This window comes from Pseudomonas parafulva (genome assembly GCF_002021815.1).
In the GTDB taxonomy this organism is placed as follows: Bacteria; Pseudomonadota; Gammaproteobacteria; order Pseudomonadales; family Pseudomonadaceae; genus Aquipseudomonas; species Aquipseudomonas parafulva_B.
Map to the genome: position 1 here is coordinate 3,867,505 of NZ_CP019952.1, position 26,475 is coordinate 3,893,979.

Consider the following 26,475-nt stretch of genomic DNA (forward strand, 5'->3'; position numbering starts at 1 on the left):
CTTCTGCCGGGGGCTGGCACCCCCTGCATTGGCGCGATGGGGCCACCGAGGGTGGCCCTGTCACTTACTTCTTCGGTATCAGCGGATGCCTGACTGACGCAGGGCCGCAGGCTGGAAGTCGGCCTTGCTGGCAGTGAAGCCGAAGTCGTAGGCACGTTTTTCTTCGTTCTTCATGCCCAGGGCCAGGTAGCGCCCCGATTGCAGATCATAGATGGCTTCCAGGGTGATCCACGGTACCTCGACGTTGTAGTACGGCTGCGCATGGGCTTCAGACACACGCCAGAGCTGGTTGCGCCCGTCATACTGGTCGATCACGGCGGCTTGCCAGGTGTCTTCGTCGATGTAGAAGTCACGCTTGGCATAGATGTGTCGCTGGCCGGGCTTGAGCGTGGCCACCACATGCCAGACGCGACGCAACTCGTAACGTGCCAGGTCCTGGTTGATGTGCCCTGCCTTGATGATGTCGGCGTACTTGAGCTTCGGGTCGTCGAGCTTGAAGGCGTTGGAGGCGATGTACAGTTCCTTCTTGCCTTCGAGCTTCCAGTCATAGCGGTCCGGGGCGCCGTTGAACATGTCGAGGTTATCGGAGGTTCGCAGGCCGTCTGCAGCGGTCCCCGGGCCGTCATACGACACCTGCGGCGCCTGGCGCACGCGGCGTTGACCGGCGTTGTAGATCCACGCCTTGCGCGGCTCCTTGACCTGGTCGAGGGTCTCGTGAACCAGCAGCACGGTGCCTGCAAGGCGAGCTGGCGCAGTCACTTCCTGTTTGAAGTAGAACAGGATGTTCCCTGGATTGTTGGGGTCGTAGTCTTTCATTCGATCACGGAACACGAACTGATCGGAGAACGACACCGGGTTGAATGATCCATTCTGCTGCGGGGTCGCCTGGATGACCTGGCGGCTCACGCTGCCGCCACGGTAGCGGGTGATGTGGTTCCAGATCACTTCCAGACCGTTCTGCGGGATAGGGAACGGCACCGCCGTGCGGAAGTTGTTCAGGCCGTTACCCCCCTCCACCAGGGTGGCCTGAGTGGCGTTTTCCTTGATTGCAGCAAACACCTCGGCCGGTACCGTGGCCCCACGGTGCGTCTTGTAGACGGGAAGCTTATAGGTGTCCGGGTAGCGCTTGAGCATGGCCATCTGGCCTGGGGACAGCTTGTCCTTGTACTGCTCGGCGTTCTGCGCGGTGATGGTGAACAGCGGTTTCTCGGTACCGTAGGGGTCGGCGAGGAAACCTTTGCCATCGACGCTGCCGGCCGTCTTCGAGAGCGGCTGCCATGGCCCGATGGAGCCATCGGCATTACCGGCCTTTTCCGCGCCCATGGGGGTCAGGGTGGCACCCAACTTGGCTGCTTCGCCGGCCGGTACTGCTGCCATCACGCTGGTAGCCAGCAGGGACAGGCCCAGCACACCGGCTTGCAGCAGACTTCTGGTGTTGTTCATGTCGTGTCGTCCTGGATCCGTATGCTTAGAAGTTCACGCCGAAGCTGAGGGCGAGGAAGTCGCGGTCATCCACGGTGCTGTACTTGCCGTCGAAGAAATTGGTGTACGACAGGCTGGCGGTGTAGGTGTTCTGGTACTCGGCATCCAGCCCCAGGCTGACCGCCTTGCGTCCCTCCTCGAAGTTGCCGCCAGGGCCTGGCGAATAACCGGAGACGTCATGGGACCAAGCCACGCTCGGCTTGAGGTTGACGCCTGCGAACACATCGTTGTAGTCCCAGATGACCCGGGCGCGGTAGCCCCACGAAGTGCTGGTGGTATAGCCGTCGTTCTCGCACTTGCGGTTCAGGTTGGCTGTCGAGGCACCGGCGCCTGCGCCACCAATGGTGCTGGTGTTGAGCGCCTGGCAGGTATTGGCCCCACCGGTGGCGGGCAACGGGCCGGGGCCGAACACCGGGTCGCGGCCGTAGCGTGTGTCGTAGGCGCTTTCCAGGCCGCCGACATGGGTCACGCCCACCTCGCCCACCACGGTCATGCGGCTGGCACCCATCACCTGGTCGAAGAAGTGGGTCAGGGTGGTCTGGAACTGGGTGACTTCCTTGCGCCGGTAGCCATGCAGGTCCTGGCCAGGCACGCCATCGAGCAGCGAAGCGTTGCTCAAGGCGCCGCCCAGCGGGCGCACACCGGCGAACAGGATGTCGGTGGTGTTGAGCTGCACAGGTGCGTTGGGACGGTAGCTGATTTCACCGCTCCAGGCGGTGCCGGTGGGCAGTGTGGTGGAGAAGCTCAGGCCATACAGGCGGATGTCCTCGGGGTACTCGACGAAGTACTTGGAGTTGCCGGCCACGATCAACGGTGCCAATGCACGCAACTGCGCTGGAAGGGTCGGGATCGCGGCGAAGACCGAAGGCGAGGCGCCGGTTGCGCTGAAGATCGGCGCACGGCTGTGATAGTTCATGAAGTAGGCGCCAAACTCGGTGTCCAGCGGCTCGAACATGTAGCGCATGGCCACGCCGAACTGCCCGCTGTCACGGGCATCACGGTCGCCGCCACGGCGCACCATCACCCCTTCTTCGTTGAGGTTGACGCCGCGGGTGGCCAGGAACTGGCGAGCGGCGGCAGGCACGGTACGGCTGCTGTTGAGCACACGCAGGTTATCGGTGCAGCCGTCGGCAATGATGTCTGGTTGCGAGAAGAACGTGCCGCAGTTGTCGACGACGGTCTGGTCCCACTCGAGCTGGTAAAAGGCCTCGGCCGACAGGTTGTCGGTCAGGCTCTGGGAAACATAGAACATGTTGACCGGAATCAGGCCTTCCTTGATCTCGGCCCCTGGCCGGCGAAACGCCGACACGTCAATTGGGTTGACGGCATTGATGCCGCTGCCGATGAAGGTGCTCTCGCCCCAGCTGACCACTTGCTTGCCCAGGCGCACCGAGCCTGGCTGATCGCCGATGGAGTAGTTGTGGTAGACGAAGGCGTCGAGCAGCTCGGCACCCGAGGACTTGGCCCCTTCCTTGCGGTTGGAGTCGCTGATGTCCTTGAATTGACGGCCCTCGTCCTTGAGTTCGAAGTCGTACCAGTACTTGCCGCGCACGAAGATGCCGGTATCGCCGTACTTGAGCTCCAGGTCGTGGATGCCCTTGAAGATCTTGGAGAAGGTCTCGCCCTTCTTGAAGTTGAGGTGGCCATCGTCGGACGTTTGCGAAAGGCCCTTGCCGCCGTTGTTGACCCCGATCAGGTTGCGGTTGGGACTGGCTGTCGACCAACTGGCGCCGATGGAGAGCGACGAGTCGAACTGGCCTTCGATTTCACCGATGTTGAAACTGACCGCGAAAGCGGGACTGGCAAGGGTGGACGCCAGGCTTACAGCCATGGGCAACCTGGCCCTGCGCCAGAACGGGTTTGCAGATTTCATCGACGCTACTCCATGTTCTTTTTTGTTATGGCAGTGGTGCTTTCAGGAATGGCCCGAACGACCGGTGTGCAAGACAGCGCCTGCTCACCCTCCCCTCCCGAAAAGCCCCTGGCCCCGACTATAGCCACCAAGGCACAGGCGCTCGATCCCTCTAAAGTGTGATTTGCGCTCCGTGCCGCCTGGGCGGTGCTGTGTGCTCCGATTGCGCCCCGGCCGTGCTGAAGAATGTCGCATTTGCGCCATTTGGCAAGCACTGCTCCGCTCTGGCATGCGGGTTGGCCCAGGACAGATTGCCGCATGCCCGCTTTCACAGGGTGGACAGGAAGGCACTGTTACAGGCCTGCCACTCGATGATGTCCTGGCGGATGCGTTTCTTGTCGAGCTTGCCGACACTGGTCTTGGGAATTTCAGTAACAAGGGCGATCTGGCTGGGGATGGCCCACTTGTTGATGCGCCCCTGCTCTACGAACGGCTTGAGGTGTTCCTTGAGTGCCCTGGCGTCGATCACCTGGCCTTCGCGCACCACCACCAAGGCAAACGGGCGCTCGCCCCACTGGGGATCGGCCGCCCCTACCACAGCCACTTCCCGCACAGCCGGATGCCGGCTGATCATGTCTTCCAGGTCCAGCGAGGACAGCCACTCACCACCGGTCTTGATCACATCCTTGATGCGATCGCGGATGTCGATAAAACCCATGCTGTCGAGCGTGGCGACGTCGCCGGTGTGCAGCCAGCCGTTCTCCCACAGCGCCTGGCTCTTTTCCGGCTCCTTGAAATAGCCCTGCGTCAGCCACGGCGCACGTAGCACCAGTTCACCCTGGGTCTCACCGTCGGCGGGCAGGAAACGCCCTTCTGCATCGATGATGGCCGTTTCGACCAGCGGCACGGGTACACCGGCCTTGATGCGATAACTGATGCGCTCGTCTTCGGTGCCGGCCTGCAATTCGTCGTTGAGGTGCGCGGCACTGATTAATGGGCACGTCTCGGACATGCCGTAGGCCGCTGTCAGCTGAATGCCGCGGGCAAAGGCCGCATCGTAGAGCGAACGGTTCAGCGCACTGCCGCCGATGATGATTTTCCAGCCGGCGAAATCCACACCTGTGCCGTGGGGGCAGTTGAGCAGCATCTGCAGGATGGTCGGTACGCAGTGGGAGAAGGTGACCTGCTCTTCGCGCCACAGCTTGAGCAGCATCTCGGGCTCGTAGCGGCCCGGGTACACCTGCTTGATGCCCAACATGGTCGCAACGTACGGAATACCCCAGGCGTGCACGTGGAACATGGGGGTGATGGGCATGTACACGTCATTGCTGCCCAGCAGCCGCACGCTGTCGATGCTGCCCATGACCGAGGCTTCGGCCAGGGTATGCAGGACCAGTTGCCGATGGGTGAAATACACCCCCTTGGGGTTGCCCGTGGTGCCTGTGGTGTAGAAGGTGGTGGCGACCGAATGTTCGTCGAAGTCGGGGAAATCGTACTGCGTGCTCGCCCCAGCCAGCAGCTGCTCATACTCGCCGACCAGGTTGGGCAAGGCCGCATGGGTATCCACCCCGTCGGTCAACAGCACAGTGCGCTCGACCGTGGTCAACTGGCCGGCAATGGACTGGTACAGCTCGATGAAGTCACTGTTGACCAGCACCAGGCGGTCTTCGGCGTGATTCATGGTGTAGAGAATCTGGTCGGGCGAGAGGCGCACGTTGATGGTATGCACCACTGCACCGATCATCGGGATGGCGAACATGCACTCAAGATAGCGGTGGCTGTCCCAGTCCATCACTGCCACGGTGTCGCCGGCCTTCACGCCGGCTTCGCTCAGCACGTTGGCCAACTGCGCGATGCGCTGGCTCAACTGTGCATAGGTCAGTCGCACCTGGTCCCGGTAGACGATCTCACGGGTCTTTTCGTAGCGGCTGGCCGACATCAGCAGGCGCTTGATCAGCAGGGGGTAGGCGTAGGCGTCGTCGGCGGGCTTGAGGAGACGGGTCTGCAGCATAAATATCCCTTTTATTGAGGCGCGGGCTTGCAAGGCGTGGCGTCACTGTAGTGCGCGACTGCGCCGGTCAAATCAGCCGAAGGAATGATTTAGCCGGTGCAGCCTGCGGCTTCAGGCGTTGACGGGCGGCAAGCAGGGGCTGGACACTGATCCACAGGCGTCAACCAGACCTTCATCCCCTTTTGTTGAACCGGAGCCCACCTATGCCCAGCTCGCGCCATGCCGTTTTTCTCGACCACGACTCCCTGGACCTGGGCGACCTGGACCTGACGCCGCTGCACCGGTCGTTCGATTCACTGGCGCTGTTCGCCGCCACGACGCCCGAGCAGGTGGCCGAACGTCTTCAAGGCGCTGTTGCGGTGATCAGCAACAAGGTGGTGCTCGACGCCGCCTGCCTCCAAGCCAACCCACAGCTCAAGCTGATTCTGGTGGCTGCTACCGGCACCAACAACGTCGACCTGGCCGCCGCCCGGGCGCAAGGCATCACGGTCTGCAACTGTCAGGGCTACGGCACACCTTCGGTTGCCCAGCACACCTTGGGCCTGCTGCTGGCACTGGCCACGCGCCTGTGTGATTACAACAAGGCGGTGGCCGAGGGACGATGGGCCAAGGCCAGCCAGTTCTGCCTGCTGGACTATCCGATCGTCGAGCTGGAGGGCAAGACCCTCGGCCTGCTCGGCCATGGTGAACTGGGCGGTGCGGTGGCACGCTTGGCCGAAGCCTTCGGCATGCGCGTGCTGAGCGGGCAGATTCCAGGCCGGCCGAGCCGTGCCGACCGCCTGCCACTGGATGAACTGCTGCCACAGGTCGACGCCCTCACCCTGCATTGCCCCCTGAATGAGCACACTCGGCACATGATCGGCGAGCGCGAACTGGCCCTGCTCAAGCCCGGTGCACTGGTGGTCAATACCGCACGTGGCGGGTTGATCGACGAGCAGGCGCTGGCCGATGCATTGCGCAGTGGTCATTTGGGCGGGGCTGCAACCGACGTGTTGAGCGTCGAGCCTCCGGCAGACGGCAACCCCCTGCTCGAACCTGGCATCGAGCGCCTGATCATTACCCCTCACAGCGCTTGGGGGGCTGTCGAGGCGCGCCAGCGGATCGTGGGCCAACTGGCGGAAAACGCCCAGGCGTATTTTGCCGGGCAGGCACGCCGCGTGGTCGGCTGAGGCACAGTCGCGGCTCTGCTACACTGCGCGATTTTTCGGAGGCGTCGTCCATGGACCCGCGCAGTGAAGTGTTGCTCCGCCAGGCAGAGCTGTTCCAGGGCCCGCTCCTGATTGCCGGGGCCCCGCCCGATGGCCTGTTGGCCCAACTGCCCCAGGCCCATGCCTGGACCTGGCACGCAGGCGATCACGCCCTGCTCGAAAGCCGCTTTGTCGGCCGCTGCCACTGCGCGGTGGAGCCCCCGGCGGTGGACGTGCCCACTGCCGTGCTGTTTCTTCCCAAGTCGCGCGAGCTGGCGGCTTACCTGCTCACTACCCTGGCCGCACGCCTGCAAGGCGGCACGTTGTACGTGGTGGGTGAAAAACGCGGAGGGATCGAAAGCGTCGCGCGGCACCTTCAGGCTTTTGGCAAGCCGCGCAAACTCGACAGCGCCCGGCACTGCCAACTGTGGCAGGTCAGCGTTGAACAGGCGCCGCAGGCAGCCGCGCTGCACACACTGGCCAAGCAGTTCGAGCTGTCACTGCCAGACGGCCCCTTGCAGGTGGTGAGCTTGCCTGGAGTCTTCAGCCACGGCCGCCTTGACCGAGGCACGGCGGTGCTGCTGCGCCACCTGGAGGCGCTGCCAGAGGGCCACGTGCTGGACTTCGGCTGCGGCGCTGGTGTGCTGGGGGCGGCAGTGAAACGGCGCTACCCTGGCAGCCACGTGACGATGCTGGATGTGGATGCCTTCGCCGTGGCCGCCAGCCGCCTCACCCTGGCGGCCAACGGCCTGGAGGCCGAGGTCGTGCAAGGTGACGGTATCGATGCGGCCCCTTTGGACCTGGAGGTGATACTGAGCAACCCGCCATTTCACACCGGGGTCCATACCGATTACCAGGCATCGGAGAATCTTCTGCAAAAATCGGCCATTCACCTGCGAAAAGGCGGCCAAATACGCTTGGTAGCCAATACTTTCCTGCACTACAAACCGATCATCGAAGCGGCGTTGGGCAACTGCCAGGTTCTGGAGGAAGCCGACGGGTTCAGGATCTACCAGGCAACACGCTGATAAAAACAGCGCTTGCCGAAACCGTTTCGCCTAGGCAGAATCCGCACCGTCCTAGGGGAGTAGTCTCCCGCGAGCGCCACGCTCGCCCGGTACGCGTCAACATACTTGGTCCACAGACCATGGCGCGTGCGACCCACCATGCAAACGTGCATGGCCAGGCCTGCGCAGACAGGCCCGGGGTTTGACAAGACCTATGACACGCACACCTTACCCGGGGCGGGGAGGTCGTACGTGTCATAGCCGTGTCGACCCGCCCCCGTAGGAATCCTGATGCTGGAATCTCTGCTGGTACCCACCGCAATCGTTGCCCTGGCCGAAATCGGCGACAAGACGCAGCTGCTCGCGCTCATCCTCGCTGCCCGCTTTCGCAAGCCCTGGCCCATCATTGCCGGTATCGTCGCCGCCACGCTGGCCAACCATGCCGCAGCAGGTGCCGTGGGCGCCTGGTTCGGCAGTTTCTTCAGCGACGCTGCGCTGCATTGGATCCTGGCCGCCAGCTTCACCGCCACGGCCCTGTGGACGCTGGTGCCGGACAAGATGGACGACGACGAAAACCCTGCGCGCCGCTTCGGACCGTTCCTGACCACGCTGATCGCCTTCTTCCTGGCCGAGATCGGAGACAAGACTCAGGTCGCCACGGTCATGCTGGCTGCGCAGTACCCTCACCTGATCATGGTCATCGTCGGGACCACGCTGGGCATGCTGATCGCCAACGTGCCCGTGGTGCTGGCGGGTAATTTCGCCGCGGACAAACTGCCGCTGACGCTGATTCGCCGCCTGGCGGCCGCCGCGTTCTTCGTGCTCGCGATCGTTGCGGTCTACACGGCCATGAAGGCCAGCGGCTGGGTGGGTTGAGGCACGGGCGGGCAGAGCGGAGCCTTCATGGCACTTGCTTGCCCGCCTGCAGCGGGCCTTAGGGCTTGGCCGCTGCCTGATACAGCGGCATGACTTTGGGGATGGCTGCCTGCAAGGCGGCAATACGGCTGGCCGAGGCCGGGTGCGTGCTCATGAACTCCGGTGGTGCCCCTTCCGAAGCCTTGCTCATCTTGTTCCACAGCGTGATGGCCGCGTTCGGGTCGTAGCCTGCACGCGCCGAGAGCTCAAGACCGATCAGGTCTGCTTCGTTCTCGTTGGCCCGGCTGTTGGGCAAGGTCATGGCGTAGTTCACCACGGTGTCGGCCAGCGCCATGCTGTCCTGACCCAGGCCGAAGATGGCGCCTGCACCCTGGCGCGCCATTTCCACGCCGTAGGCTTTGGACATCGCTTCACGGCTGTGCTCGCGCAAGGCGTGAGCGATTTCGTGACCGACGACGGCCGCGATCTCGGCGTCGTTGAGCTTGAGCTGATCGATCAGGCCGGTGTAGACGATGATCTTGCCGCCTGGCCCGCAGTTGGCATTGAGCTCATCGCTCTTGATCACGTTGACTTCCCATTTCCACTGCGCAGCGTCCGGCCGGAACTGGGGCGCCTGGGCGATCAAACGGTTGGCGATGGCCTGTACGCGCCTGGCATCTGCACTGGATTTGTCGAGTAAGCCCTTGCTGGACGCTTCGCCCAGGGTCTGCTGGTACGACTGGGCGTACATGGTGTTGACCTCGTCGGGCGAGAGCATGCTGAACATGTACTGCTTGCGCTCAACGCCCACCGCACCGCCGCTGGTGGTGTTCACCCCTTGGCAGCCAGCGAGCAGGATGCCAGCGCTCATTAGGCTGATGACAAAAGACTTACGCATGGAAACACTCCTTTTTACATGCGCCGTATCCTAGGATGACTCATGGGTGGGCCGCCATAGCCGCAGGGAAGATTTTGCACACCCTCCCGCTGTGCGCGGCGAGCAACCGAGCATGCACTGGCACTCAGGCCGGGGTGAGGCACTCGGGCGCGTCCAGTTTCGGGTCGTTGACGAAAGGTGCCAGGGCCCGCTCGCGCAAGGGCACCGAGGGGCTTGCCAGCAATTCCTGCAAACGGATCAGCGGCGTCTGCGGGTCCAGCCAGGCAGCCTGCCCTGCTTCGTCCAGAATCAGGGGCCTACGTTGATTCATCGCCGCCTGGGTGACCACGGCGCAGCTGAGCCAGACTTGTTCCTGTACGGCATAAGCCTCCCACACAGCGGCGAAATACAGCGACGCCCCCTCGCCCGGTGTCAGCCAAAAGGGCCGTTTGCGCACGCTGCCTCGCCACTCATAGAAACCATTGGCCGGTATCAGGCAGCGTCGTTGGCCAAAGGCTTCGCGGAACATCGGCTGCTCGGCCAGCGTTTCGGCGCGGGCATGGGCGGGGGTGCGGGAAAGGTCGGTGAGCCACGGCGGCGTCAGGCCCCAGCGCGCCTTGGCCACTTGCAGCTGCCCGTCCAGCTGGCGCTGGATGAGGACGGTATTGCCGGGCGAAATATTCCACTGGGCGGGCTGCCCGGCGGGAAAGCCAGGCAGGCTGGCCAATGCTTGGGGCCAGCGGAACAGGGCGTAACGTCCACACATGAGGTAATTCTAAACCTAGCAGATCAAGGTACCGGGGAAGCTCTCCGGCTCGTCGCCAATCAGCGGCTGGGCGCCATTGTACGCATCGATCAACTGCCGTGCGTATTCGGCCTGTTCATCGGCCACCGACAAGCCCAGCAGCCCGTGCAGGGGCAATTCGCCGGTCGCCCCGACCAGGTCGCGGCCCACCAGGTGCGCCTGCACCCCTTCGCTGGCGAGCATACCGGCCAGCATTTCTGCTTCGAGCAGGCTTTCGGGTTCGTAGATACGCCTCATCACGCATCGTCCTCACGTCTGACATCGAGCATCCATTCGTCGTCATGCACCTGCAGCACGAACACGATCGGCTGACAGCACACCTGACAGTCTTCGGTGTACACCTGGTCGCCGCCAGACAGATCGACGGAGGTTTCCACCCGCTCGCCACAATAAGGGCAATCGTAGAACTCTGTTTCCAGCATCAGGGCCTCCACGACGAGTTATGCGTATAATTGCCGCTCTGTTTACAGGGCCACGTGCGTCCGAGCCGTTTTTCGGAGCCTGCCCGTACTTCATTATTACCCTAGCCGTTTCCAACAAGAGAGCATGATGGGCGAATTCGATGCCATCCGACCATACGACGACGCTGAGGTCCCTGGAGTTCTGGCACGCCTGCTCAGCGACCCGGCATTCCTCGATATCCTGACTCATTTTCGCTTCCCGCGTGCGGCCGGTGCCCTTGGCTGGCTGCTTAAACCGCTGATCGCCCGGCGCCTGCGCAAGGAGTTCGCTGGTGTGACCTGTGTATCGACCCTGCAGGACAAGGTCGAGCACTACGTTGATCGCACCATCGACCGCGCCACCGATGGCGTGACCTATTCGGGCGTGGAACAGCTCAAGGCCGGCACGGCTTATCTGTTCCTGGCCAACCACCGTGACATCGTCATGGACCCGGCATTCGTCAACTACGCGGTGTACCACGCCGGCCTGCCCACCCCGCGCATCGCCATTGGCGACAACCTGCTGCAAAAACCGTTTGTCAGCGACCTCATGCGGCTCAACAAGAGCTTCATCGTGCACCGCTCGATCGCCGGCCGCCGCGAGAAGCTGGCCGCCTACCAGCTGCTGTCGGCCTATATCAATCACTCCATCGTCAACGACGCGACCTCCATCTGGATCGCCCAGGCCGAAGGCCGCGCCAAGGATGGCGACGACCGGACCGATTCGGCCATCCTCAAGATGTTCCACATGAGTCGAAAGGACGAGGCGTTCGGCGCGGTCATCCAGAGCCTGAACCTGACGCCGGTATCGATCAGCTACGAATACGACCCCTGCGACCAGGCCAAGGCCCGTGAGTTGTACATCCGCGCCACCACGGGTACCTACCAGAAGGCACCTGGCGAGGACGACCACAGCATCGCCAAGGGCATCACCGGCTACAAAGGTCGCGTGCACATCAACTTTGCACCGCCAGTGACCCAGTATTACGAGGACACCAAGCAGCTGGCCGCGGAAATCGACCGGCAGATACTCGGCGGTTATCGACTGTTCCCGGTGCATTACCTGGCCTACGCCATGTGGGCCGAGCAGGATGACACGCTGCAGGTGCCAAGCGCCGAGCAGGTGTTCCCTGCCGACGAACTGGCCAAGGCCAAGGAAGAATGGCAGCGCCGGCTGGATGCCTGCCCCGAAGAGCAACGGCCTTACTTGGTGTTGCAGTACGCGACGCCGGTGCGCAATCAGTATCAGGTCAGGCAGCAGGCACCGCTTGCTTGAGCAGTGAGGGGGTGCTGTTGAACGCGAGCGTCCCGATCAGCATGAGCCCCGATTGTGCTCAGGCCCAGGTGCTGACCCACGACAGCACCAGCGCACTGGCCAGGCAGGCGAAGCCCAGGCCGTAGCGCTGCCTGGGCACCCACCCTGCGAATCGCGCATACGGCCTTTGCAGCTCTCCCGGCCCTGGCTGTGCATCGGCCGCGCTACGCCTGGCACTGTGCAACAGCAGCCCGCCCGGACACGTCAGCAGCAAGGCCAGCACATTGATGAGCTTGGTGGGATGGGCGGCAATCAGCCCCCAGAGCATGTGCATGGACATCGCGTCACCTCGGCGTAGACCAGAACAAAAGCCAGCATTCTACCCAACCCACCTGGCGCTGCCTGCACGGCAGCGACCGCGTGTCATTTAATTTCATCTGTCATCGGTTCGTCATCAGAACAGGCCACCCTGTCGTCCTTTCTCGAACCGGAGCTTGTCATGCTGCATGCCGAAAACCAGGACCGCCTCTACCTCGTTGCCCAGAGTGATGAGCAACAGGCGCTCGTCGATGGCCTGGCCATTAATGTGCAAGACCGTCAATGGCTGGTCTACTGCGCCCTGGGCGGGCATGCCCATGAGCACTGGCCCGAGGTGGATGTCCAGACCGGGATCAGCCTGCTGGACCTGCGTATAGCCACGGCCTGATGCCGGTACGCGGCATAAAAAAACCGCTGGCCGTCACCGGGCAGCGGTTCGGGTGAACCCTTGAGCGTTACTGCGCCAGCACCTGACCGATGCTCGGGTCCTTGAACAATCGGGTCAGCGCGTCGCTCAGCACATCGCTGACCAACTGGGTGTTGGTGTCCTGGTTCGGCGCCATGCCAAAGCGCTGGTCCAGCGAAGCGCCATAGCGACCGGTGTAGCGGCGACCATTGTTGGCGACGTCAGCACGGAAGGTGGCGCCGATGGTGGCTTCGGTCACGTACAGTTTGTCCTTGGGCGACTGGTACTTGAGCTCGGCCAGGGTAACGGTCAATTGGGGCGCGTTGCCTGCAGTGGTGGGCGTAAAGCCCAGCAAGCGCACGGCAGCCTCGGCCTGGGCCTGCAGCTTGGGCACCACCTGGTTGCCGCTGACACTGATGGTACTGGTTTCCGGGTACATGCCACCGCGAGTGCCCAGCGACGGTGAAGGCCTGCCGTCTACCACTCGCACCACCACCGGCTGCCCCTGCCCCACCGGGGTGAGTTGCGCCGTGAGCTTGGGCTGCGGATTGAGTTGTTGCGGGCTGTGGGCACAACCGACCAGGCTGAGGCTGGCTACGGTGATCAAACCGAACAACAGTCGTTGCAACATGCGCGATTCTCCAGAAAATGCGGCGATGGCGCACAGTATACCTAGCGGCAAGGGCCTGGCTACAAGCGGCGTGCACCGCTTGCACCCGGTACGTCCGAGGTTGTCACAAACGCTTAACCGGCAACGCTTAATGTGGCTGCACGCTCACCTGCACAGGACATCTGCCATGGTCTCGCTTTTGCACCTGCTGTTGCCTGCTCCTCGCCACACCGCCTACGCCCTGCTCGACATGAATGGCACGTGCCTGGCCTTCAAGCACTGCTCGCAAGTACCTGAGGGCGATGGCTGGGTGCAGATGCACGAGGTGCAGCTTGCCTGGCTGGGTCATGCACTGCCGGACGGTGCCCGGGTTTGCAAGCCGACAAGTCGCCGCTGGCATCAACGCAACCTGGCTGCCTGAAAAACCCTGCAATAAAACCGCGAAATGGCGACATTTCTGGCTGCGACCTCGCTATAATCTCCCCCCGATTATAAGGACGTCTCCTGATCGGGCCCCGCATCCGCCGTCTGAACACGGCAAATCTACCCGCCTCGCCCACAGAGAGCCTTCCACTCAGGTCTTGCATCGGCTGTCGTGCCTGCTTCCATGGCCGTCACACTGCATAGAACCTGCGGGTTGCCATCGCGCAGTCCCCTTTTGAGGTTCACGTCTCCAAAAGAGCGTGAAAAAACGGTTTTCACTACTTCACAAGAGTGTGGCGAGCAAATGAACAATCTGGCATGTGCAAAAGCGGCAGGTGTGTCCCCTTCAGCCCTGAACAGGCAGCAAATGGCCCCAACCTGGATGCGTGTCTGAGCGGCTTGCATAGCGTATCCGACGGTCGTTGACCATAAGTCGAATTGCCGCACCTGGGGCAAACAGGGTTCAATAGGCAAACCCAAAGACTGGTTGGCGGTGTCCGCGGACGTTGCATGAACTGCGAAAAGTCGGACATGGCGATCCTGGAGAACCCGGTGATCCTGTGCTGTCAATTAGGTAGCTGTAGATTGTGGAGACGCGTTAAATGGCGCAGAACGAATCGGTTGATGTAGTACTGGTAGGCGCAGGCATCATGAGTGCCACCCTGGCCGTACTGCTCAAGGAGCTCGACCCGACCCTGAAACTCGAAGTGGTCGAGGCGATGGACTCCGGGGCCGCAGAGAGTTCCAACCCCTGGAACAACGCAGGCACCGGCCACGCCGGCTTGTGCGAGCTGAACTACACGCCCCAGGCCGCTGATGGCAGCATCGACATCAAGAAGGCCGTGCACATCAATACCCAGTTCGAGGTGTCTCGCCAGTTCTGGGCCTACCTGAGCAAGAAAGGCAACTTCGGCCCGGCGCGGGCGTTCATCAACCCGGTACCGCACCTGAGCTACGTCGAGGGTGACAAGGGTATTGCCTTCCTCAAGAAGCGCTATGAACTGCTCAAGCAGCATCACGCCTTTGCCGAGATGGAGTACACCGAAGACAAGGCCGTGATGAACGAGTGGATGCCGCTGATGATGCCGGGCCGCCCGGCTGATCAGCACATTGCCGCCACTCGCGTGCTCAAGGGTACCGACGTCAATTTCGGGGCCCTGACCAACAAGCTGCTCAAGCTACTGGGCGAGGCGCCCGACGCGCAGGTCAAGTATTGCAAGAAGGTCGTGGGCCTGCGTCGCAACGGCGCCGGCTGGACGGTCAGCATCAAGGACGTCAACAGCGGCGGCAGCCGCGAAGTGGACGCCCGTTTCGTGTTCCTCGGCGCCGGTGGCGCTGCCCTGCCGCTGTTGCAGGCCTCCGGCATCCCCGAAAGCAAGGGCTTCGGTGGCTTCCCGGTCAGTGGCCAGTGGCTGCGTTGCGACAATCCGGAAATCGTCAGCCAGCATCAGGCCAAGGTCTACAGCCAGGCCGCCGTCGGCGCGCCGCCCATGTCCGTGCCGCACCTTGATACGCGCGTGGTCGACGGCAAGAAATCCTTGCTGTTCGGGCCGTACGCCGGCTTCACCACCAAGTTCCTCAAGCACGGTTCGCTGCTGGACCTGCCCCTGTCGGTACGCCTGGGCAACCTGGGCCCGATGCTGGCGGTGGCCCGTGACAACATGGACCTGACCAAGTACCTGGTCAGTGAGGTGATGCAGTCGATGGAGCAGCGCCTGGAATCGCTACGTCGCTTCTACCCCGAAGCCAAGGCCGAAGACTGGCGTCTGGAAGTGGCTGGCCAGCGTGTGCAGATCATCAAGAAAGACCCGAAAAAAGGCGGCGTTCTGCAGTTTGGTACCGAGTTGGTGTCTGCCCAGGACGGCAGCCTGGCGGCGCTGCTGGGCGCATCGCCCGGTGCTTCGGTGACGGTCTCGATCATGCTGGAGCTGATCGAGCGCTGCTTCCCGGAGCAGGCGAAAGGTGCCTGGGCAGCCAAGCTCAAGGAGATCTTCCCGGCACGCGAGAAGACCCTGGCCACCGACGCTGCGCTTTACAAGAAAATCAGCGCCGATAACGATGCGGCACTGGACCTGGTGCAAAGCAGCCCGGCAGCCAAGCATTACGCATGAACCGCCCGGCCAGTGAAAAACGCCCCTCGGGGCGTTTTTTTATGCCCCTGAGCGGGCGTTTTCGATGATTTCGATGTACTCGTCGCCATTGCGCTGATCGGCAATCTGCTCGGCGAACGTCTTGCCATGCTCGTCCTTGCCATCGAGGTCGAAGCCTGCTTCGACGAAGAAGCCGACGAAACGCCGGAAGTCATCTACGCGCAAGCCGCGGTACGCCTTTACCAGTTTGTGCAGCGAGGGCGACGTGACCCCATCGGCGGGCTCGAACTGGAGAAACGCCTTGATGTAGTCGTCACTGATTTCGTCACCGATTACCTGTTTCTTGTCTTTACGCATTGCCGACTCCAACTGGACCATCACGATGTTCAAAGGGCGGCAGTGTACCTTCCGCCGCGCGCGAGCCTCAACGCGTACGTACGGTGCCAGTGTGCAGGTCCGCCCAGATGTGCCCGTTGGCATAGGTGAGAAACTGCACATACAGGGTCTCGTTGCGCAGCAGGTCCATGATGACCCGGTAATCACTGAGCGGATAATTCAAGTTCAGCGTGCGAGTCTTTTCGTCGTAGACCGGCTTTTTCAGGCTCTTGGCCGCTTCGCCGTCGAAGGTCAGCAGCACCTGGGTCATGGTGGCCGCCTTGCTCAAGGGCTTGCCTTTGAGGCGCACCTGCAAGGATGAGGTGATCGGAATGGGTTGCTGGTCCGACTGGCGCTGGGCGCCGACTACCACGGTGTAGTCGGTGACTTGAAGCAGTTGCTGAGCGGTGGGCGCTGCCTGACGCAGGGATTGGTCATCGGGCGGCAGGAATTGGCTGTGCATCGGCGCGGCAGCCAGGGGCAAGCTGACTGCCAGCAGGAACGGGATGAACGCACGCATGTGAGGCTCCTTGGCTTGAAGGAGCACTCTAGCATGCTGCACCTGAGCGGCAGGTAGGCTGCGCTCAGAGCCCCTTGACGGCGAAGATGCCGTTGGCGTTGCGCCAGTAGCCCTTGTAGTCCATGCCGTAGCCGAAGATGTAGCGATCGATGCACGGCAAGCCCACGTAGTTGGCCTTGAGGTCCGGGCTGGCCTTGCGGTCGTGGTCCTTGTCGATCAACACGGCCGTGTGCACGGCGCGGGCGCCGGCGTGCTTGCAGAAATCGATGATGGCGCTGAGGGTGTGGCCCTCGTCGAGAATGTCATCGACGATCAGCACATCGCGGTCGATGAACGAGACTTCCGGCTTGGCCTTCCAGAACAGCTCGCCGCCGCTGGTCTGGTTGCGGTAACGGGTGGCGTGCAGGTACGAGGCTTCCAGCGGGAACTGCAGGTGGGTCAACAGCTTGCCGGCGAAGATCAGGCCGCCGTTCATCACGCAGAACACCACGGGGTTCTTGTCGTGCAGTTCTTGGCAGATCTGCTCGCCGACCTTGGCGATGGCCGCTTCGACTTCGGCTTCGGTGTACAGGCAGTCTGCTTCACGCATGACTTGACGGATATGCTCGAGATCGGCGGACATGGCGCTCTCCAGGAGGTGCATTTTGGAAAAGCGGGCAAAGGTACGCATCCGCTCGTCACAGATCAAGCGTTTATGGACTAACGTGCAAAATGATCAGACGACAGCACAGGCTGAATAGATTAATCTAGCGCGGTTTTTTTGCCCGCCTTTCGGAGCCCCCCCTATGCCCACTCGTGAGATCCGCCATCCGCTGATCCGCCACAAGCTCGGCCTGATGCGCCGTGCTGATATCAGCACCAAGAATTTTCGCGAACTCGCCCAGGAAGTCGGCGCCCTGTTGACGTATGAGGCCACCCAGGACCTGCCGCTGGAAACCTATGAAATCGACGGCTGGTGCGGCAAGGTGGCCGTGGAAAAGATCGCCGGCAAGAAGATCACCGTCGTGCCGATCCTGCGCGCAGGCATCGGCATGCTAGACGGCGTGCTCAGCCTGGTGCCGGGTGCCAAGGTCAGCGCGGTGGGCGTGGCCCGCAACGAAGAGACGCTTGAGGCCCACACCTACCTGGAAAAGCTCGCGCCGGACATCAATCAACGCCTGGCCCTGATCATCGACCCGATGCTGGCCACCGGCGCCTCGATGGTCGCCACCATCGACCTGCTGAAAAAGGCCGGTTGCCGGGAAATCCGCGCCATGGTCCTGGTAGCTGCCCCAGAGGGCATCGACGTGGTGCACAAGGCCCACCCGGATGTACAGATCTACACGGCCTCGATCGACCAGCGCCTGAACGAACATGGCTACATCGTTCCAGGCCTGGGTGATGCCGGCGACAAGATCTTCGGCACCAAGCAAAAGGACGCCTGACCATGCAGGACGGCTACAACGACCCGCTCTGGCGTCAGGTCGTTTCAGGCGCGCAGATGCTCTTCGTGGCATTTGGCGCGCTGGTGCTGATGCCCCTGATTACCGGCCTGGACCCTAACGTCGCGCTGTTCACGGCCGGCCTTGGCACCTTGCTGTTTCAACTGGTCACCGGGCGTCAGGTGCCGGTTTTCCTGGCATCGAGCTTCGCCTTCATCACCCCGATCATTCTCGCCAAGGGTCAGTTCGGCCTGGCAGAAACCATGGGCGGCGTCATGGCCGCCGGGTTCGTCTACACCTTCATGGGCCTGATGGTGAAGATCAAGGGCACAGGCTTCATCGACCGCATGCTGCCCCCGGTGGTGATCGGCCCGGTGATCATCTCCATCGGCTTGGCCATGGCACCGATCGCGGCCAACATGGCGATGGGCAAGGCTGGCGATGGGAGCGTGCTGCTGCCCTACAGCACCGCCATGCTCATTTCCATGCCGGCCCTGCTGACGACGCTGATCGTGGCCGTGTTCGGCAAAGGCATCTTCCGCCTGGTGCCGATCATCGCCGGCGTGCTGGTGGGTTTTGCCCTGTCGTTCGCTTTCGGGGTGGTCGACACGGCAAAAATTGCAGCCGCCCCTTGGCTGGAATTGCCCAACTTCACCGCCCCTGCCTTCAACTGGCAGGCCATCCTGTTCATCGTGCCCGTGGCCTTGGCGCCGGCGATCGAGCATATCGGCGGGGTCATCGCGGTAGGCAGCGTGACGGGACGGGACTACCTGAAAACGCCTGGCCTGCACCGCACGCTGCTGGGTGACGGCATCGCCACCACGGCAGCCGGCCTGTTCGGTGGACCGCCCAACACCACCTACGCCGAGGTGACCGGCGCGGTCATGCTGACCAAGAACTACAACCCGAAGATCATGACCTGGGCTGCGGTGTTCGCCATCACCCTGGCCTTCATCGGCAAGTTCGGCGCCCTGCTGCAGAGCATTCCGGTGCCAGTGATGGGCGGCATCCTCTGCCTGCTGTTCGGCTCGATCGCAGCCGTGGGGCTCAACACCATGATCCGCCACAAGGTCGACCTCGCCGAAGCGCGGAACCTGGTGATCGTGTCGGTGACCCTGGTGTTCGGTATCGGCGGGGTGCTGGTCGGCAGCGGTGACGGCCCTGACGATTGGGGCCTCAAGGGCATCGCGCTGTGCGCCATCGTGGCGATCGCGCTCAACCTGATCCTGCCAGGCAACGATGCCTGGAAACACAAGCAACAGGATGACCCGTTGGCTTGACGCCTGAGCCGCCTGGCTTGACCCAGTCCTCGACGGGGTCAGACCAGGCGGGCCATTACGCGTTTTCGCAGAGCTTGGCCAACACCTTCACCCATTCGGGGTGTTCGTTCATGCAAGGCACCAGCACCAGCTCCTGACCACCGGCCTCGACGAATTGCTCGCTGCCGCGCATGCCGATTTCCTCGAGCGTCTCGATGCAGTCGGCCACGAAGGCCGGACACATCACCAGCAACTTCTTCACCCCGGCCTGGGCAAGCTCGTCCAGCCGCGTCTCCGTATAGGGTTCGATCCACTTGTCCCGCCCCAGCCGCGACTGGAACGACACCGACCATTTGCCCGCCGGTATGCCCAGCCTCGTCGCGAACGCCCTGGCCGTGGCCAGGCACTGCCCGCGGTAACACACGGCACGCACCTCGGCGCTGGCGCCTTCGCAGCATTCGGCTGCACGCAGGTCATGTTTCGTACCGCTGGGGAAGAGCTTCTTCAAATGGCGTTCGGGCAGGCCATGGAAGCTGAGCAGCAGGTGATCATAGTCCTGCTCCAGGTAGGGTCGGGCACTGGCGACCAATGCGTCGATGTAATCCGGATCATCGTAGAACGGTTGCAGCACGCGCATCTGCAGCGGCAGTTGCTGCTCGGTGATGGTCTGCCGGGCGAGTTCGACGACGGTGGTCACCGTGCTGTCGGCAAATTGCGGGTACAGGGGGGCCAAGGTGACCTTGCGTATGCCCTGCGCCGCGAGCCGCTCCAGTACCTGGGGCAAGGCTGGCTGACCGTAGCGCATGGCAATTTCAACCGGCCCATGGGGCCAGTGGTCGACCATGGCCGCTTGTAGGCGACGGGTAAGCACCACCAGCGGCGAGCCCTCGTCCCACCAGATCGAGGCATAGGCGTGGGCTGACTGCTCAGGGCGCTTGATCAAGATCAACGACACCAGCAGGCGCCGGATGGGCCAGGGCAAATCGACCACATAGGGGTCCATGAGAAACTGATTGAGGTAGCGGCGAACATCGGCTACCGACGTGGAGGCCGGTGAACCCAGGTTGACCAGCAGCAAAGCGTGATCGGTCATGCAGCATCCTATGTCAGAGGCGACTGGACAAATTGCCCAGCGCCGATTGCAGATCGTTGAAGCGGAACGTGAACCCGGCCGCCAGCAACCGCGCGGGGTAGGCACGCTGGCCACCGAGCAGCAGGTTAGACATCTCGCCCAGGCCGGCTTTTAGCAGCAACCCAGGCAGGGGTATCACGGCAGGCCGGTGCAGCGCCCTGCCCAGCTGCTTGGCAAATTCACGATTACGCACAGGTTCAGGTGCACAGGCATTGTAAGGGCCGCTGGCGTCGGTGCGCTGCAAGAGAAAATCAATCAGGGCGACCTGATCGTCTATATGGATCCAAGGCATCCACTGCCGACCGTTGCCTACCGGCCCTCCTAGTCCCAACTTGAAGGGCAAACGGAGCCGGGACAGGAAGCCGCCGTCGCTGGCCAGCACCAACCCTGTACGTACCAGCACCACCCGAATGCCCTGCGCTTGCGCACGACACGCCGTTTCTTCCCAGGCAATACACAGCTGGCTGGCGAAATCTTCGACCACGGGAGGCAGGTCTTCGGTCAACTCGCGTTCGCCGCCGTCACCATACCATCCCACGGCCGAACCTGAGATCAGCACCCCAGGACGCTGCTCACGCCTGCCCAGCCATGCCAGCAATTGCTCCGTAAGGGCGATGCGGCTTGACCAGAGCAGGTTGCGCCGAGACGCCGTCCAGGGTCGATCGGCAATAGGCGCACCGGCCAGGTTGACCACCGCATCGAGGTGGTCGACCGCCTCCAGCTCATCAAGCTCGGTAATGCCCCTGACGCCTTCGCCGCAAAGTATCGCCACTGCCTCTGGACGTCGACTCCACACGGTGAGCCGATGCCCTTGAGCAAGCCAGTGACGGCACAAGTGCCGGCCAATCAACCCGGTGCCGCCTGTCAGCAGGATGTGCATGGCAGTGTCCTCATGGAATAAGGCAGTGGTCTATTTTTAACATCAAGGCACTTTCTAGCGCCCGTGCTCTCCCATAAACATAGGCCAACCAATCATTACTTGCGGAATATACTTATACACATTCGAATGATTGTACAGGTTTGCCTGACAGCGTAGTCTGCGCATAGCAAGGTTTGAAGAGGCCATCATGACCATACCTATTGCCATCATCGGGGCAGGCATTGCCGGCCTCTCAGCCGCCCAGGCACTGCAGAGCGCCGGGCAGATCGTGCACCTTTTCGACAAGGGCCACGGCAGCGGCGGGCGCATGGCCAGCAAACGCAGCGAAGCCGGCGCCCTGGACCTGGGGGCGCAATATTTCACCGCCCGCGACCGCCGTTTCGTCGAAGAACTGCAGCACTGGGTAGCCGCCGGCTGGGCGGCGCAGTGGAAACCGCAGCTGTACCACTACCGTGACGGGGCGCTCACCCCCTCCCCCGACGAACAGACGCGCTGGGTGGGCGTACCACGCATGAGCGCCATCACCCGCGGCCTGCTCAAGGACATGACCGTGAACTTCGCCTGCCGTATCACCGAAGTCTTTCGCGGCAAGGACTACTGGCACCTGCAGGACACCGACGGGTGCAGCCACGGTCCGTTCAGCCGGGTGGTGGTTGCCGTGCCAGCGCCACAGGCAACGCCCCTGCTGGCGGCCACGCCAAAGCTCGCAGCCGTGGCCGCCGGGGTGCAGATGGAGCCGACGTGGGCGGTGGCGCTAGGCTTTCAGGCCCCTTTGGATACGCCCATGCAAGGCTGCTTCGTCCAGGAAAGCCCGCTTGACTGGCTGGCCCGCAACCGCAGCAAGCCAGGGCGCGACGAGACCTTGGACACGTGGGTGTTGCACGCCACTTCCAGTTGGAGCCGACAACACATCGACTTGTCCAAGGAGGAAGTTGTCGAGCACCTGCGCGGCGAGTTCGCCGAACTGGTCGGTTGCGTCGTGCCTGAGCCCACGTTCGCCCTGGCCCACCGCTGGTTGTATGCACGCCCTGGCAGTCATCACGAATTTGGCGCCTTGGCCGACGCCGACCAAGGGCTATATGCCTGCGGGGACTGGTGCCTGTCCGGGCGGGTGGAGGGTGCATGGTTAAGTGGCCAAGAGGCAGCGCGCCGTTTACTTGAACACTTGGACTGATCGGCTATCTACACACTAAGGGTTCGCATCGGGCCCGCTATGTGCTGGAATATTCCTGTACATAATTTGTGATTTGTACAGGTTTATGGAGGCAGCTATGCACGACCCCGCTGTTCACAACAAGCCGCGCATCGCTATCAGTGCCTGCCTGACCGGGCACAACGTGCGTTACAACGGTGGCCACAAGTCCTCGGACCTATGCCGCACCCAGCTGGAAGAACATTTCGAATGGACGACGGTGTGTCCAGAAATGGCGATTGGTTTGGGGGTACCCCGTGATCCCATCCGTCTGGTGGGCGACCCTGAACATCCTGAAGTCGTAGGCACGCGCAATCCTGGGCTGGACTATACGAGCCCCTTGCGTGAATACGGCAAGCAAATGGCCGCCGAACTCGATGATATTTGCGGATACATCTTCATGCAGAAGTCGCCCTCTTGCGGACTTGAGCGTGTGAAGGTCTACCAGGACAACGGTCACCCAGCCATCAACGGCGGTCGTGGCGCCTATGCGCAGGCTTTTTGCGAGCTAAGGCCAGACCTGCCGGTCGAAGAGGAAGGCCGCCTGCACGACCCTGTGCTGCGCGAAAACTTCATCAGCCGCGTGTACGCGTACGCCGATTGGCAGCATCTACTTGAAGAAGGCGTGAGTCGCCACGCATTGCTGGCTTTCCACGCCCGCTACAAGTACCTGCTGATGGCGAACAACCCGCAGGCGTATCGCACCTTGGGACGCATGCTCGGCACCATGAGCAAAGACGACGACCCTGACGTTATTGCCCCCCGTTATTTCTCCGAGCTGATGCAGGCCTTGCGCCGCCGCGCCAGCCGTGGCACACACAGTAATGTGCTGCAGCACCTGAGCGGCTATTTCAAAAATGCCCTGACCCCTGCCGATAAAGCCGAGCTGCAAACGTTGATCGGCCAGTATCAGCAAGGGATCGTGCCTTTGATCGTGCCGCTGACCCTGCTCAAGCATCATCTGCGCAACCACCCCGACCCCTACCTGCTGCAACAAGCCTACTTGCAGCCTCATCCTGAACGCCTGGGGCTACGTAATGCGGTCTGAGATTCTTTTACCAATTGGTGAGCTGGCCCGACGCACGGGCGTCAACCCGGTCACCCTGCGCGCATGGGAGCGGCGCTACGGTTTGCTCAAGCCACAGCGCACGCCCAAAGGGCATCGACTGTACCCGGTCGAACAGATCGAGAGGGTGGAAGCGATTCTGGCCTGGTTGCAGCGAGGCGCATCGGTCAGCCAGGTGGGAGAGTTGCTGGACAAGCCACTCAGCACACCACCGACTGGGGACTGGCAAACCCGTCAGTTCCAGATGCTCGAAGCCATCGCCAACCTGTCGCAACGGGCGCTCGATCATCAGCTGAACCAGGCCATGGCGCTCTACCCCGCCGTCACGTTGTGCGAGCAGTTGCTGCTGCCTTTACTGGACCTGCTGGAACTGCGCTGGCGCAACTACTTCAACGCACGGCTTGAGCAGGTGTTCTTCCACACCTGGTTGCGCAGCAAACTGGGCGCGCGGGTGTACCACGACAATCAGTTGCTACAGGGCCCACCGGTTCTGCTTGCCGAAGACAGTGACCGGGGCTTCGACCCTGGCCTGTGGCTGTGCGCATGGCTGTTCACCAGCAATGGCTTTGCGGTGGAAATCCTCGAGCAGGCCGTGGCCGGTGCGCAGTTGCAGAGTGCAGCCGCGGCCTTGAAGCCACGCGCAGTGCTCTTGAACCTCGGCCCGCGCATCGATACCCGCGCGTTGCAGCGCACGCTTCAGAACCTGCAATTGCCCACCCTTGCCGGGGGTGCCTTGCTCGCGCTGCACCAGACCCAACTGGGCTCGCTCGACCTGCCTCACCTGCACACCTTCGATACCCCTCAAGCGGCCTTGCGACTACTGCAAGGCCTGTGACTGCCAGCCTGGAGAGATTCCGATTTCATGCACTTGACTTGGCTTCGCAGTGACTTGCGCGTTACCGACAACACGGCCCTTAGCGCCGCCAGTGAACGTGGCCCAACCCTGGCCCTGTGGCTTATCAGCCCTGGCCAATGGCAGGCCCATGACGATGCGGCCTGTAAAGTGGATTTCTGGCTACGCAACCTGCGCGAAGTGCGGCAGTCGCTTGACGCGCTCAACATCCCACTGCTCATACGCAAGATAGACACCTGGGATGATGCGCCTGAGGCTGTGCTCGATGTCTGCCGAAAGCACAATGTCCAGAGCGTTCACTGGAACGAGGAATACGGCATCAACGAGGCCCGCCGCGACGCAGCCACATGCAAATTGCTCAAAGCTTCAAAGGTTGAGGTTCACACCCATCTCGACCAACTCCTGTTCCGTCCGGGGACGGTGCTGACCCGTAGTGGCGGCTACTTCCAGGTGTTCGGCCAATTCAAGAAAAATTGCCTTGAACACTTGCACCGCAGCCTGCCCTCAATGGCCGCACCGGTTAAACGCCAGGCCCCGACATCGATCAAGAGCGACCCGATTGCGCAACATGTCGAACCCTTCGAAAAGCCGGCAGACGCGCTGCGCAAACGCTGGCCCGCTGGCGAGAAGGAGGCTCAGGCAAGGCTTGCCCGGTTCACCGATGAAATCATCGACGACTACGAGACGCTGCGTGATCTTCCTGCTCGCGAGGGCACCAGCCAATTGTCAGCCTATCTTGCAGCGGGGGTCATCTCACCCCGCCAATGCCTGCATGCCGCGCTGGCCCATAACCGGGGCGAGTTCGACAGCGGCAGCAGCGGCGTCCAGACCTGGGTCAACGAATTGCTCTGGCGCGAATTCTACAAGCACATCCTGACGGGCTATCCCCAGGTGTCCCGGCATCGTGCCTTCCGTGCGCACACCGAGGCGTTGCCCTGGCGTAAGGCACCCAAGGAGTTCGAAGCCTGGCAGCAGGGCCGAACCGGCTTCCCGATCATTGATGCGGCCATGCGCCAGATGCTGACCACCGGCTGGATGCACAACCGGCTGCGCATGCTGACTGCCATGTTCCTGAGCAAGAATCTGTTGATCGACTGGCGGCTGGGGGAACGTCACTTCATGCGCCATCTGATCGACGGGGATCTGGCAGCCAACAACGGTGGCTGGCAGTGGAGCGCATCCACCGGTACCGACTCGGTCCCCTACTTCCGGATCTTCAACCCAGTGTCGCAGTCACAACGCTTCGATCCAAAGGGCCGCTTCATTCGCGAGTGGCTGCCTGAATTGCAGGACATCGACGATAAAAATATCCACGACCCTGGAAAATGTCGCGGCTTGATTGATGCTAACCTCTATCCCAGTCCTATCGTCGATCTTCACAGTAGTCGACAGCGGGCGCTCCAGGCTTTCAAGGAGTTGCCCCGCTAGTCGTGTATAGAGGGCAATGCCGTGAGTGGCTCACGCAGTTTTTGGGTTACAGGCGCAACGAATGGGCTGGGCCTGGCAATGGTCCGCGATCTTTTGACAAAGGGGCATCGGGTCGCTGCCAGTGCAGGTGCAAGCGAGGAGCTCGATCGCTTGTGCATGCATCATGGCGATCGTTTGCTGCGGCTTCCTGGCCAGTTACAACAGCAACCCGATGCTGACGAGGCAGGCCGCATGATCGACCATGCCTGGGGGTCGTTGGATGGCTTGATCCTGAATGCCGCCACCTGTGATTACCTCCTTCCAGGCACCTCGGACAGCGAGTTGTTCGAGCAGCTGATCATCACCAACCTTCAGGCGGCACAGCACTGCCTGGAGTACGCCACGCCCCTGCTGGCCAAGGGCGATATGCCCCAGATAATGGCTGTTTTCAGCCGGTACTCCGCCGCGCAGCTTTACGCGCCGACGCAGTTTCCTGCCGGCTGGAACAATGCCGTGCAGTGGGTGAGGGAGCAGCGCCCGTCGTTGCTTGCCAATGGCATAGCGTTGACGGTGGTAGCACCGCAGTCCCTGAAAAACCCCGTGACGGCCGCCAGCGCCGTGCCTGAGGATTGGACTGCCGACACCGCCGCGCTAGAGCTTCTGACGCGCTTGCGTGCACGTGAACCTGAGCTGGTGCTCGAGACGCTGAACCCGTCGAACCTCTGGCCGCTGCCGCAGCACTAGGTGGTACT

At 62.2% G+C, this 26,475-nt stretch carries 27 protein-coding genes, 1 pseudogene and 1 riboswitch; of the genes and pseudogenes, 14 read left to right on the forward strand and 14 right to left on the reverse strand.

What is annotated here, in order from left to right; genetic code table 11:
- Nucleotides 1-78: 78 nt before the first annotated feature.
- The 3 genes from B2J77_RS17325 to B2J77_RS17335 all read right to left on the reverse strand — a co-directional run bounded on the left by B2J77_RS17325 (nucleotide 79) and on the right by B2J77_RS17335 (nucleotide 5,345).
- Complete coding sequence (locus B2J77_RS17325; RefSeq protein WP_058605862.1) at nucleotides 79-1,443, reverse strand: DUF1329 domain-containing protein; 1,365 nt, start codon at nucleotides 1,441-1,443, stop codon at nucleotides 79-81.
- Between the two features lie 25 nt (nucleotides 1,444-1,468).
- Nucleotides 1,469-3,355: a DUF1302 domain-containing protein gene (locus B2J77_RS17330; RefSeq protein WP_078479098.1), complete on the reverse strand. Its 1,887-nt coding sequence runs from the start codon at nucleotides 3,353-3,355 to the stop codon at nucleotides 1,469-1,471.
- A 307-nt stretch (nucleotides 3,356-3,662) separates the two neighbouring features.
- Complete coding sequence (locus B2J77_RS17335) at nucleotides 3,663-5,345, reverse strand: fatty acid--CoA ligase (protein WP_058639451.1); 1,683 nt, start codon at nucleotides 5,343-5,345, stop codon at nucleotides 3,663-3,665.
- 203 nt (nucleotides 5,346-5,548) lie between these two features.
- On the opposite strand from B2J77_RS17335, the gene B2J77_RS17340 reads away from it, so the two are divergent.
- The 3 genes from B2J77_RS17340 (at nucleotide 5,549) to B2J77_RS17350 (ending at nucleotide 8,415) form a co-directional block, all read left to right on the forward strand.
- A complete protein-coding gene (locus tag B2J77_RS17340; protein WP_078479099.1) occupies nucleotides 5,549-6,514 on the forward strand; it encodes a 2-hydroxyacid dehydrogenase in 966 nt (321 codons plus the stop codon).
- A gap of 50 nt (nucleotides 6,515-6,564) precedes the next feature.
- Nucleotides 6,565-7,560, forward strand: a complete 996-nt coding sequence (locus tag B2J77_RS17345; protein WP_078479100.1) for a class I SAM-dependent methyltransferase — start codon at nucleotides 6,565-6,567, stop codon at nucleotides 7,558-7,560.
- Nucleotides 7,561-7,602: 42 nt separating this feature from the next.
- Nucleotides 7,603-7,742: riboswitch (yybP-ykoY riboswitch) on the forward strand.
- A gap of 88 nt (nucleotides 7,743-7,830) precedes the next feature.
- Nucleotides 7,831-8,415, forward strand: coding sequence for a TMEM165/GDT1 family protein (locus B2J77_RS17350; protein WP_023534668.1), 585 nt, complete (start codon nucleotides 7,831-7,833; stop codon nucleotides 8,413-8,415).
- Between the two features lie 58 nt (nucleotides 8,416-8,473).
- On the opposite strand, the gene B2J77_RS17355 is transcribed toward B2J77_RS17350, so the two are convergent.
- The 4 genes from B2J77_RS17355 to B2J77_RS17370 form a co-directional block, all read right to left on the reverse strand.
- Nucleotides 8,474-9,292, reverse strand: coding sequence for a M48 family metallopeptidase (locus B2J77_RS17355; RefSeq protein WP_058605868.1), 819 nt, complete (start codon nucleotides 9,290-9,292; stop codon nucleotides 8,474-8,476).
- Nucleotides 9,293-9,416: 124 nt separating this feature from the next.
- Nucleotides 9,417-10,037 (reverse strand): SOS response-associated peptidase, encoded by a 621-nt coding sequence (locus tag B2J77_RS17360; protein ID WP_078479101.1) that lies wholly within the window; start codon nucleotides 10,035-10,037, stop codon nucleotides 9,417-9,419.
- Nucleotides 10,038-10,052: 15 nt separating this feature from the next.
- The gene (locus B2J77_RS17365) at nucleotides 10,053-10,313 is read right to left on the reverse strand and encodes a putative signal transducing protein (RefSeq protein ID WP_058605736.1); all 261 of its coding nucleotides are present in this window, start codon (nucleotides 10,311-10,313) and stop codon (nucleotides 10,053-10,055) included.
- On the reverse strand, nucleotides 10,313-10,498 hold the full coding sequence (locus tag B2J77_RS17370; protein WP_058605735.1) for a CPXCG motif-containing cysteine-rich protein: 186 nt from the start codon (nucleotides 10,496-10,498) through the stop codon (nucleotides 10,313-10,315). Before B2J77_RS17370 ends, B2J77_RS17365 begins: the two co-directional genes overlap by 1 nt.
- Nucleotides 10,499-10,625: 127 nt before the next feature.
- On the opposite strand from B2J77_RS17370, the gene B2J77_RS17375 reads away from it, so the two are divergent.
- Nucleotides 10,626-11,792: a 1-acyl-sn-glycerol-3-phosphate acyltransferase gene (locus tag B2J77_RS17375; RefSeq protein ID WP_058639455.1), complete on the forward strand. Its 1,167-nt coding sequence runs from the start codon at nucleotides 10,626-10,628 to the stop codon at nucleotides 11,790-11,792.
- Nucleotides 11,793-11,850: 58 nt separating this feature from the next.
- Here B2J77_RS17375 and B2J77_RS17380 read toward each other — a convergent pair whose 3' ends face one another.
- A complete protein-coding gene (locus B2J77_RS17380) occupies nucleotides 11,851-12,111 on the reverse strand; it encodes a hypothetical protein (protein WP_058639456.1) in 261 nt (86 codons plus the stop codon).
- A gap of 159 nt (nucleotides 12,112-12,270) precedes the next feature.
- On the opposite strand from B2J77_RS17380, the gene B2J77_RS17385 reads away from it, so the two are divergent.
- Nucleotides 12,271-12,477: a hypothetical protein gene (locus B2J77_RS17385; protein WP_058639457.1), complete on the forward strand. Its 207-nt coding sequence runs from the start codon at nucleotides 12,271-12,273 to the stop codon at nucleotides 12,475-12,477.
- A 67-nt stretch (nucleotides 12,478-12,544) separates the two neighbouring features.
- On the opposite strand, the gene B2J77_RS17390 is transcribed toward B2J77_RS17385, so the two are convergent.
- Complete coding sequence (locus tag B2J77_RS17390) at nucleotides 12,545-13,126, reverse strand: YajG family lipoprotein (protein WP_023534676.1); 582 nt, start codon at nucleotides 13,124-13,126, stop codon at nucleotides 12,545-12,547.
- Between the two features lie 166 nt (nucleotides 13,127-13,292).
- On the opposite strand from B2J77_RS17390, the gene B2J77_RS17395 reads away from it, so the two are divergent.
- Together B2J77_RS17395 and mqo are read left to right on the forward strand one after the other, a co-directional pair.
- Nucleotides 13,293-13,526, forward strand: coding sequence for a hypothetical protein (locus B2J77_RS17395; protein WP_078479102.1), 234 nt, complete (start codon nucleotides 13,293-13,295; stop codon nucleotides 13,524-13,526).
- A 604-nt stretch (nucleotides 13,527-14,130) separates the two neighbouring features.
- Nucleotides 14,131-15,639, forward strand: coding sequence for a malate dehydrogenase (quinone) (gene mqo, locus B2J77_RS17400; protein ID WP_058639459.1), 1,509 nt, complete (start codon nucleotides 14,131-14,133; stop codon nucleotides 15,637-15,639).
- 39 nt (nucleotides 15,640-15,678) lie between these two features.
- Here mqo and B2J77_RS17405 read toward each other — a convergent pair whose 3' ends face one another.
- The 3 genes from B2J77_RS17405 to B2J77_RS17415 all read right to left on the reverse strand — a co-directional run bounded on the left by B2J77_RS17405 (nucleotide 15,679) and on the right by B2J77_RS17415 (nucleotide 17,135).
- Nucleotides 15,679-15,975, reverse strand: a complete 297-nt coding sequence (locus B2J77_RS17405; protein ID WP_058639460.1) for a PA4642 family protein — start codon at nucleotides 15,973-15,975, stop codon at nucleotides 15,679-15,681.
- Between the two features lie 67 nt (nucleotides 15,976-16,042).
- Nucleotides 16,043-16,513, reverse strand: coding sequence for a hypothetical protein (locus B2J77_RS17410; protein WP_058605728.1), 471 nt, complete (start codon nucleotides 16,511-16,513; stop codon nucleotides 16,043-16,045).
- A gap of 64 nt (nucleotides 16,514-16,577) precedes the next feature.
- On the reverse strand, nucleotides 16,578-17,135 hold the full coding sequence (locus B2J77_RS17415) for a hypoxanthine-guanine phosphoribosyltransferase (protein ID WP_027916613.1): 558 nt from the start codon (nucleotides 17,133-17,135) through the stop codon (nucleotides 16,578-16,580).
- Between the two features lie 163 nt (nucleotides 17,136-17,298).
- Here B2J77_RS17415 and upp point away from each other — a divergent pair, with 163 nt between their 5' ends.
- Together upp and B2J77_RS17425 are read left to right on the forward strand one after the other, a co-directional pair.
- Nucleotides 17,299-17,937, forward strand: coding sequence for a uracil phosphoribosyltransferase (upp, locus tag B2J77_RS17420; protein ID WP_027916614.1), 639 nt, complete (start codon nucleotides 17,299-17,301; stop codon nucleotides 17,935-17,937).
- 2 nt (nucleotides 17,938-17,939) lie between these two features.
- Nucleotides 17,940-19,214: a uracil-xanthine permease family protein gene (locus tag B2J77_RS17425; RefSeq protein ID WP_058639461.1), complete on the forward strand. Its 1,275-nt coding sequence runs from the start codon at nucleotides 17,940-17,942 to the stop codon at nucleotides 19,212-19,214.
- Nucleotides 19,215-19,269: 55 nt separating this feature from the next.
- Here B2J77_RS17425 and hemH read toward each other — a convergent pair whose 3' ends face one another.
- Nucleotides 19,270-20,286, reverse strand: a complete 1,017-nt coding sequence (hemH, locus tag B2J77_RS17430; protein WP_058605726.1) for a ferrochelatase — start codon at nucleotides 20,284-20,286, stop codon at nucleotides 19,270-19,272.
- 13 nt (nucleotides 20,287-20,299) lie between these two features.
- Nucleotides 20,300-21,205 carry a TIGR01777 family oxidoreductase gene (locus B2J77_RS17435; RefSeq protein WP_078479103.1) on the reverse strand — a complete coding sequence of 302 codons (906 nt, stop codon included), beginning with the start codon at nucleotides 21,203-21,205 and terminating at the stop codon, nucleotides 20,300-20,302.
- Nucleotides 21,206-21,392: 187 nt separating this feature from the next.
- On the opposite strand from B2J77_RS17435, the gene B2J77_RS17440 reads away from it, so the two are divergent.
- From B2J77_RS17440 to B2J77_RS17460, 5 genes and pseudogenes are all read left to right on the forward strand, one after another.
- Nucleotides 21,393-22,379 (forward strand): NAD(P)/FAD-dependent oxidoreductase, encoded by a 987-nt coding sequence (locus B2J77_RS17440; protein WP_078479104.1) that lies wholly within the window; start codon nucleotides 21,393-21,395, stop codon nucleotides 22,377-22,379.
- A 97-nt stretch (nucleotides 22,380-22,476) separates the two neighbouring features.
- Nucleotides 22,477-23,445 carry a YbgA family protein gene (locus B2J77_RS17445; protein ID WP_058639465.1) on the forward strand — a complete coding sequence of 323 codons (969 nt, stop codon included), beginning with the start codon at nucleotides 22,477-22,479 and terminating at the stop codon, nucleotides 23,443-23,445.
- Nucleotides 23,435-24,335 (forward strand): annotated as a pseudogene (locus B2J77_RS17450) (MerR family transcriptional regulator). Before B2J77_RS17445 ends, B2J77_RS17450 begins: the two are co-directional and overlap by 11 nt.
- Nucleotides 24,326-25,744 carry a deoxyribodipyrimidine photo-lyase gene (gene phrB / locus B2J77_RS17455; RefSeq protein WP_058639467.1) on the forward strand — a complete coding sequence of 473 codons (1,419 nt, stop codon included), beginning with the start codon at nucleotides 24,326-24,328 and terminating at the stop codon, nucleotides 25,742-25,744. The pseudogene B2J77_RS17450 and the gene phrB overlap by 10 nt, the downstream one beginning before the upstream one ends.
- Before the next feature lie 21 nt (nucleotides 25,745-25,765).
- Nucleotides 25,766-26,467, forward strand: coding sequence for an SDR family oxidoreductase (locus tag B2J77_RS17460; RefSeq protein ID WP_078479105.1), 702 nt, complete (start codon nucleotides 25,766-25,768; stop codon nucleotides 26,465-26,467).
- Nucleotides 26,468-26,475: the final 8 nt, after the last annotated feature.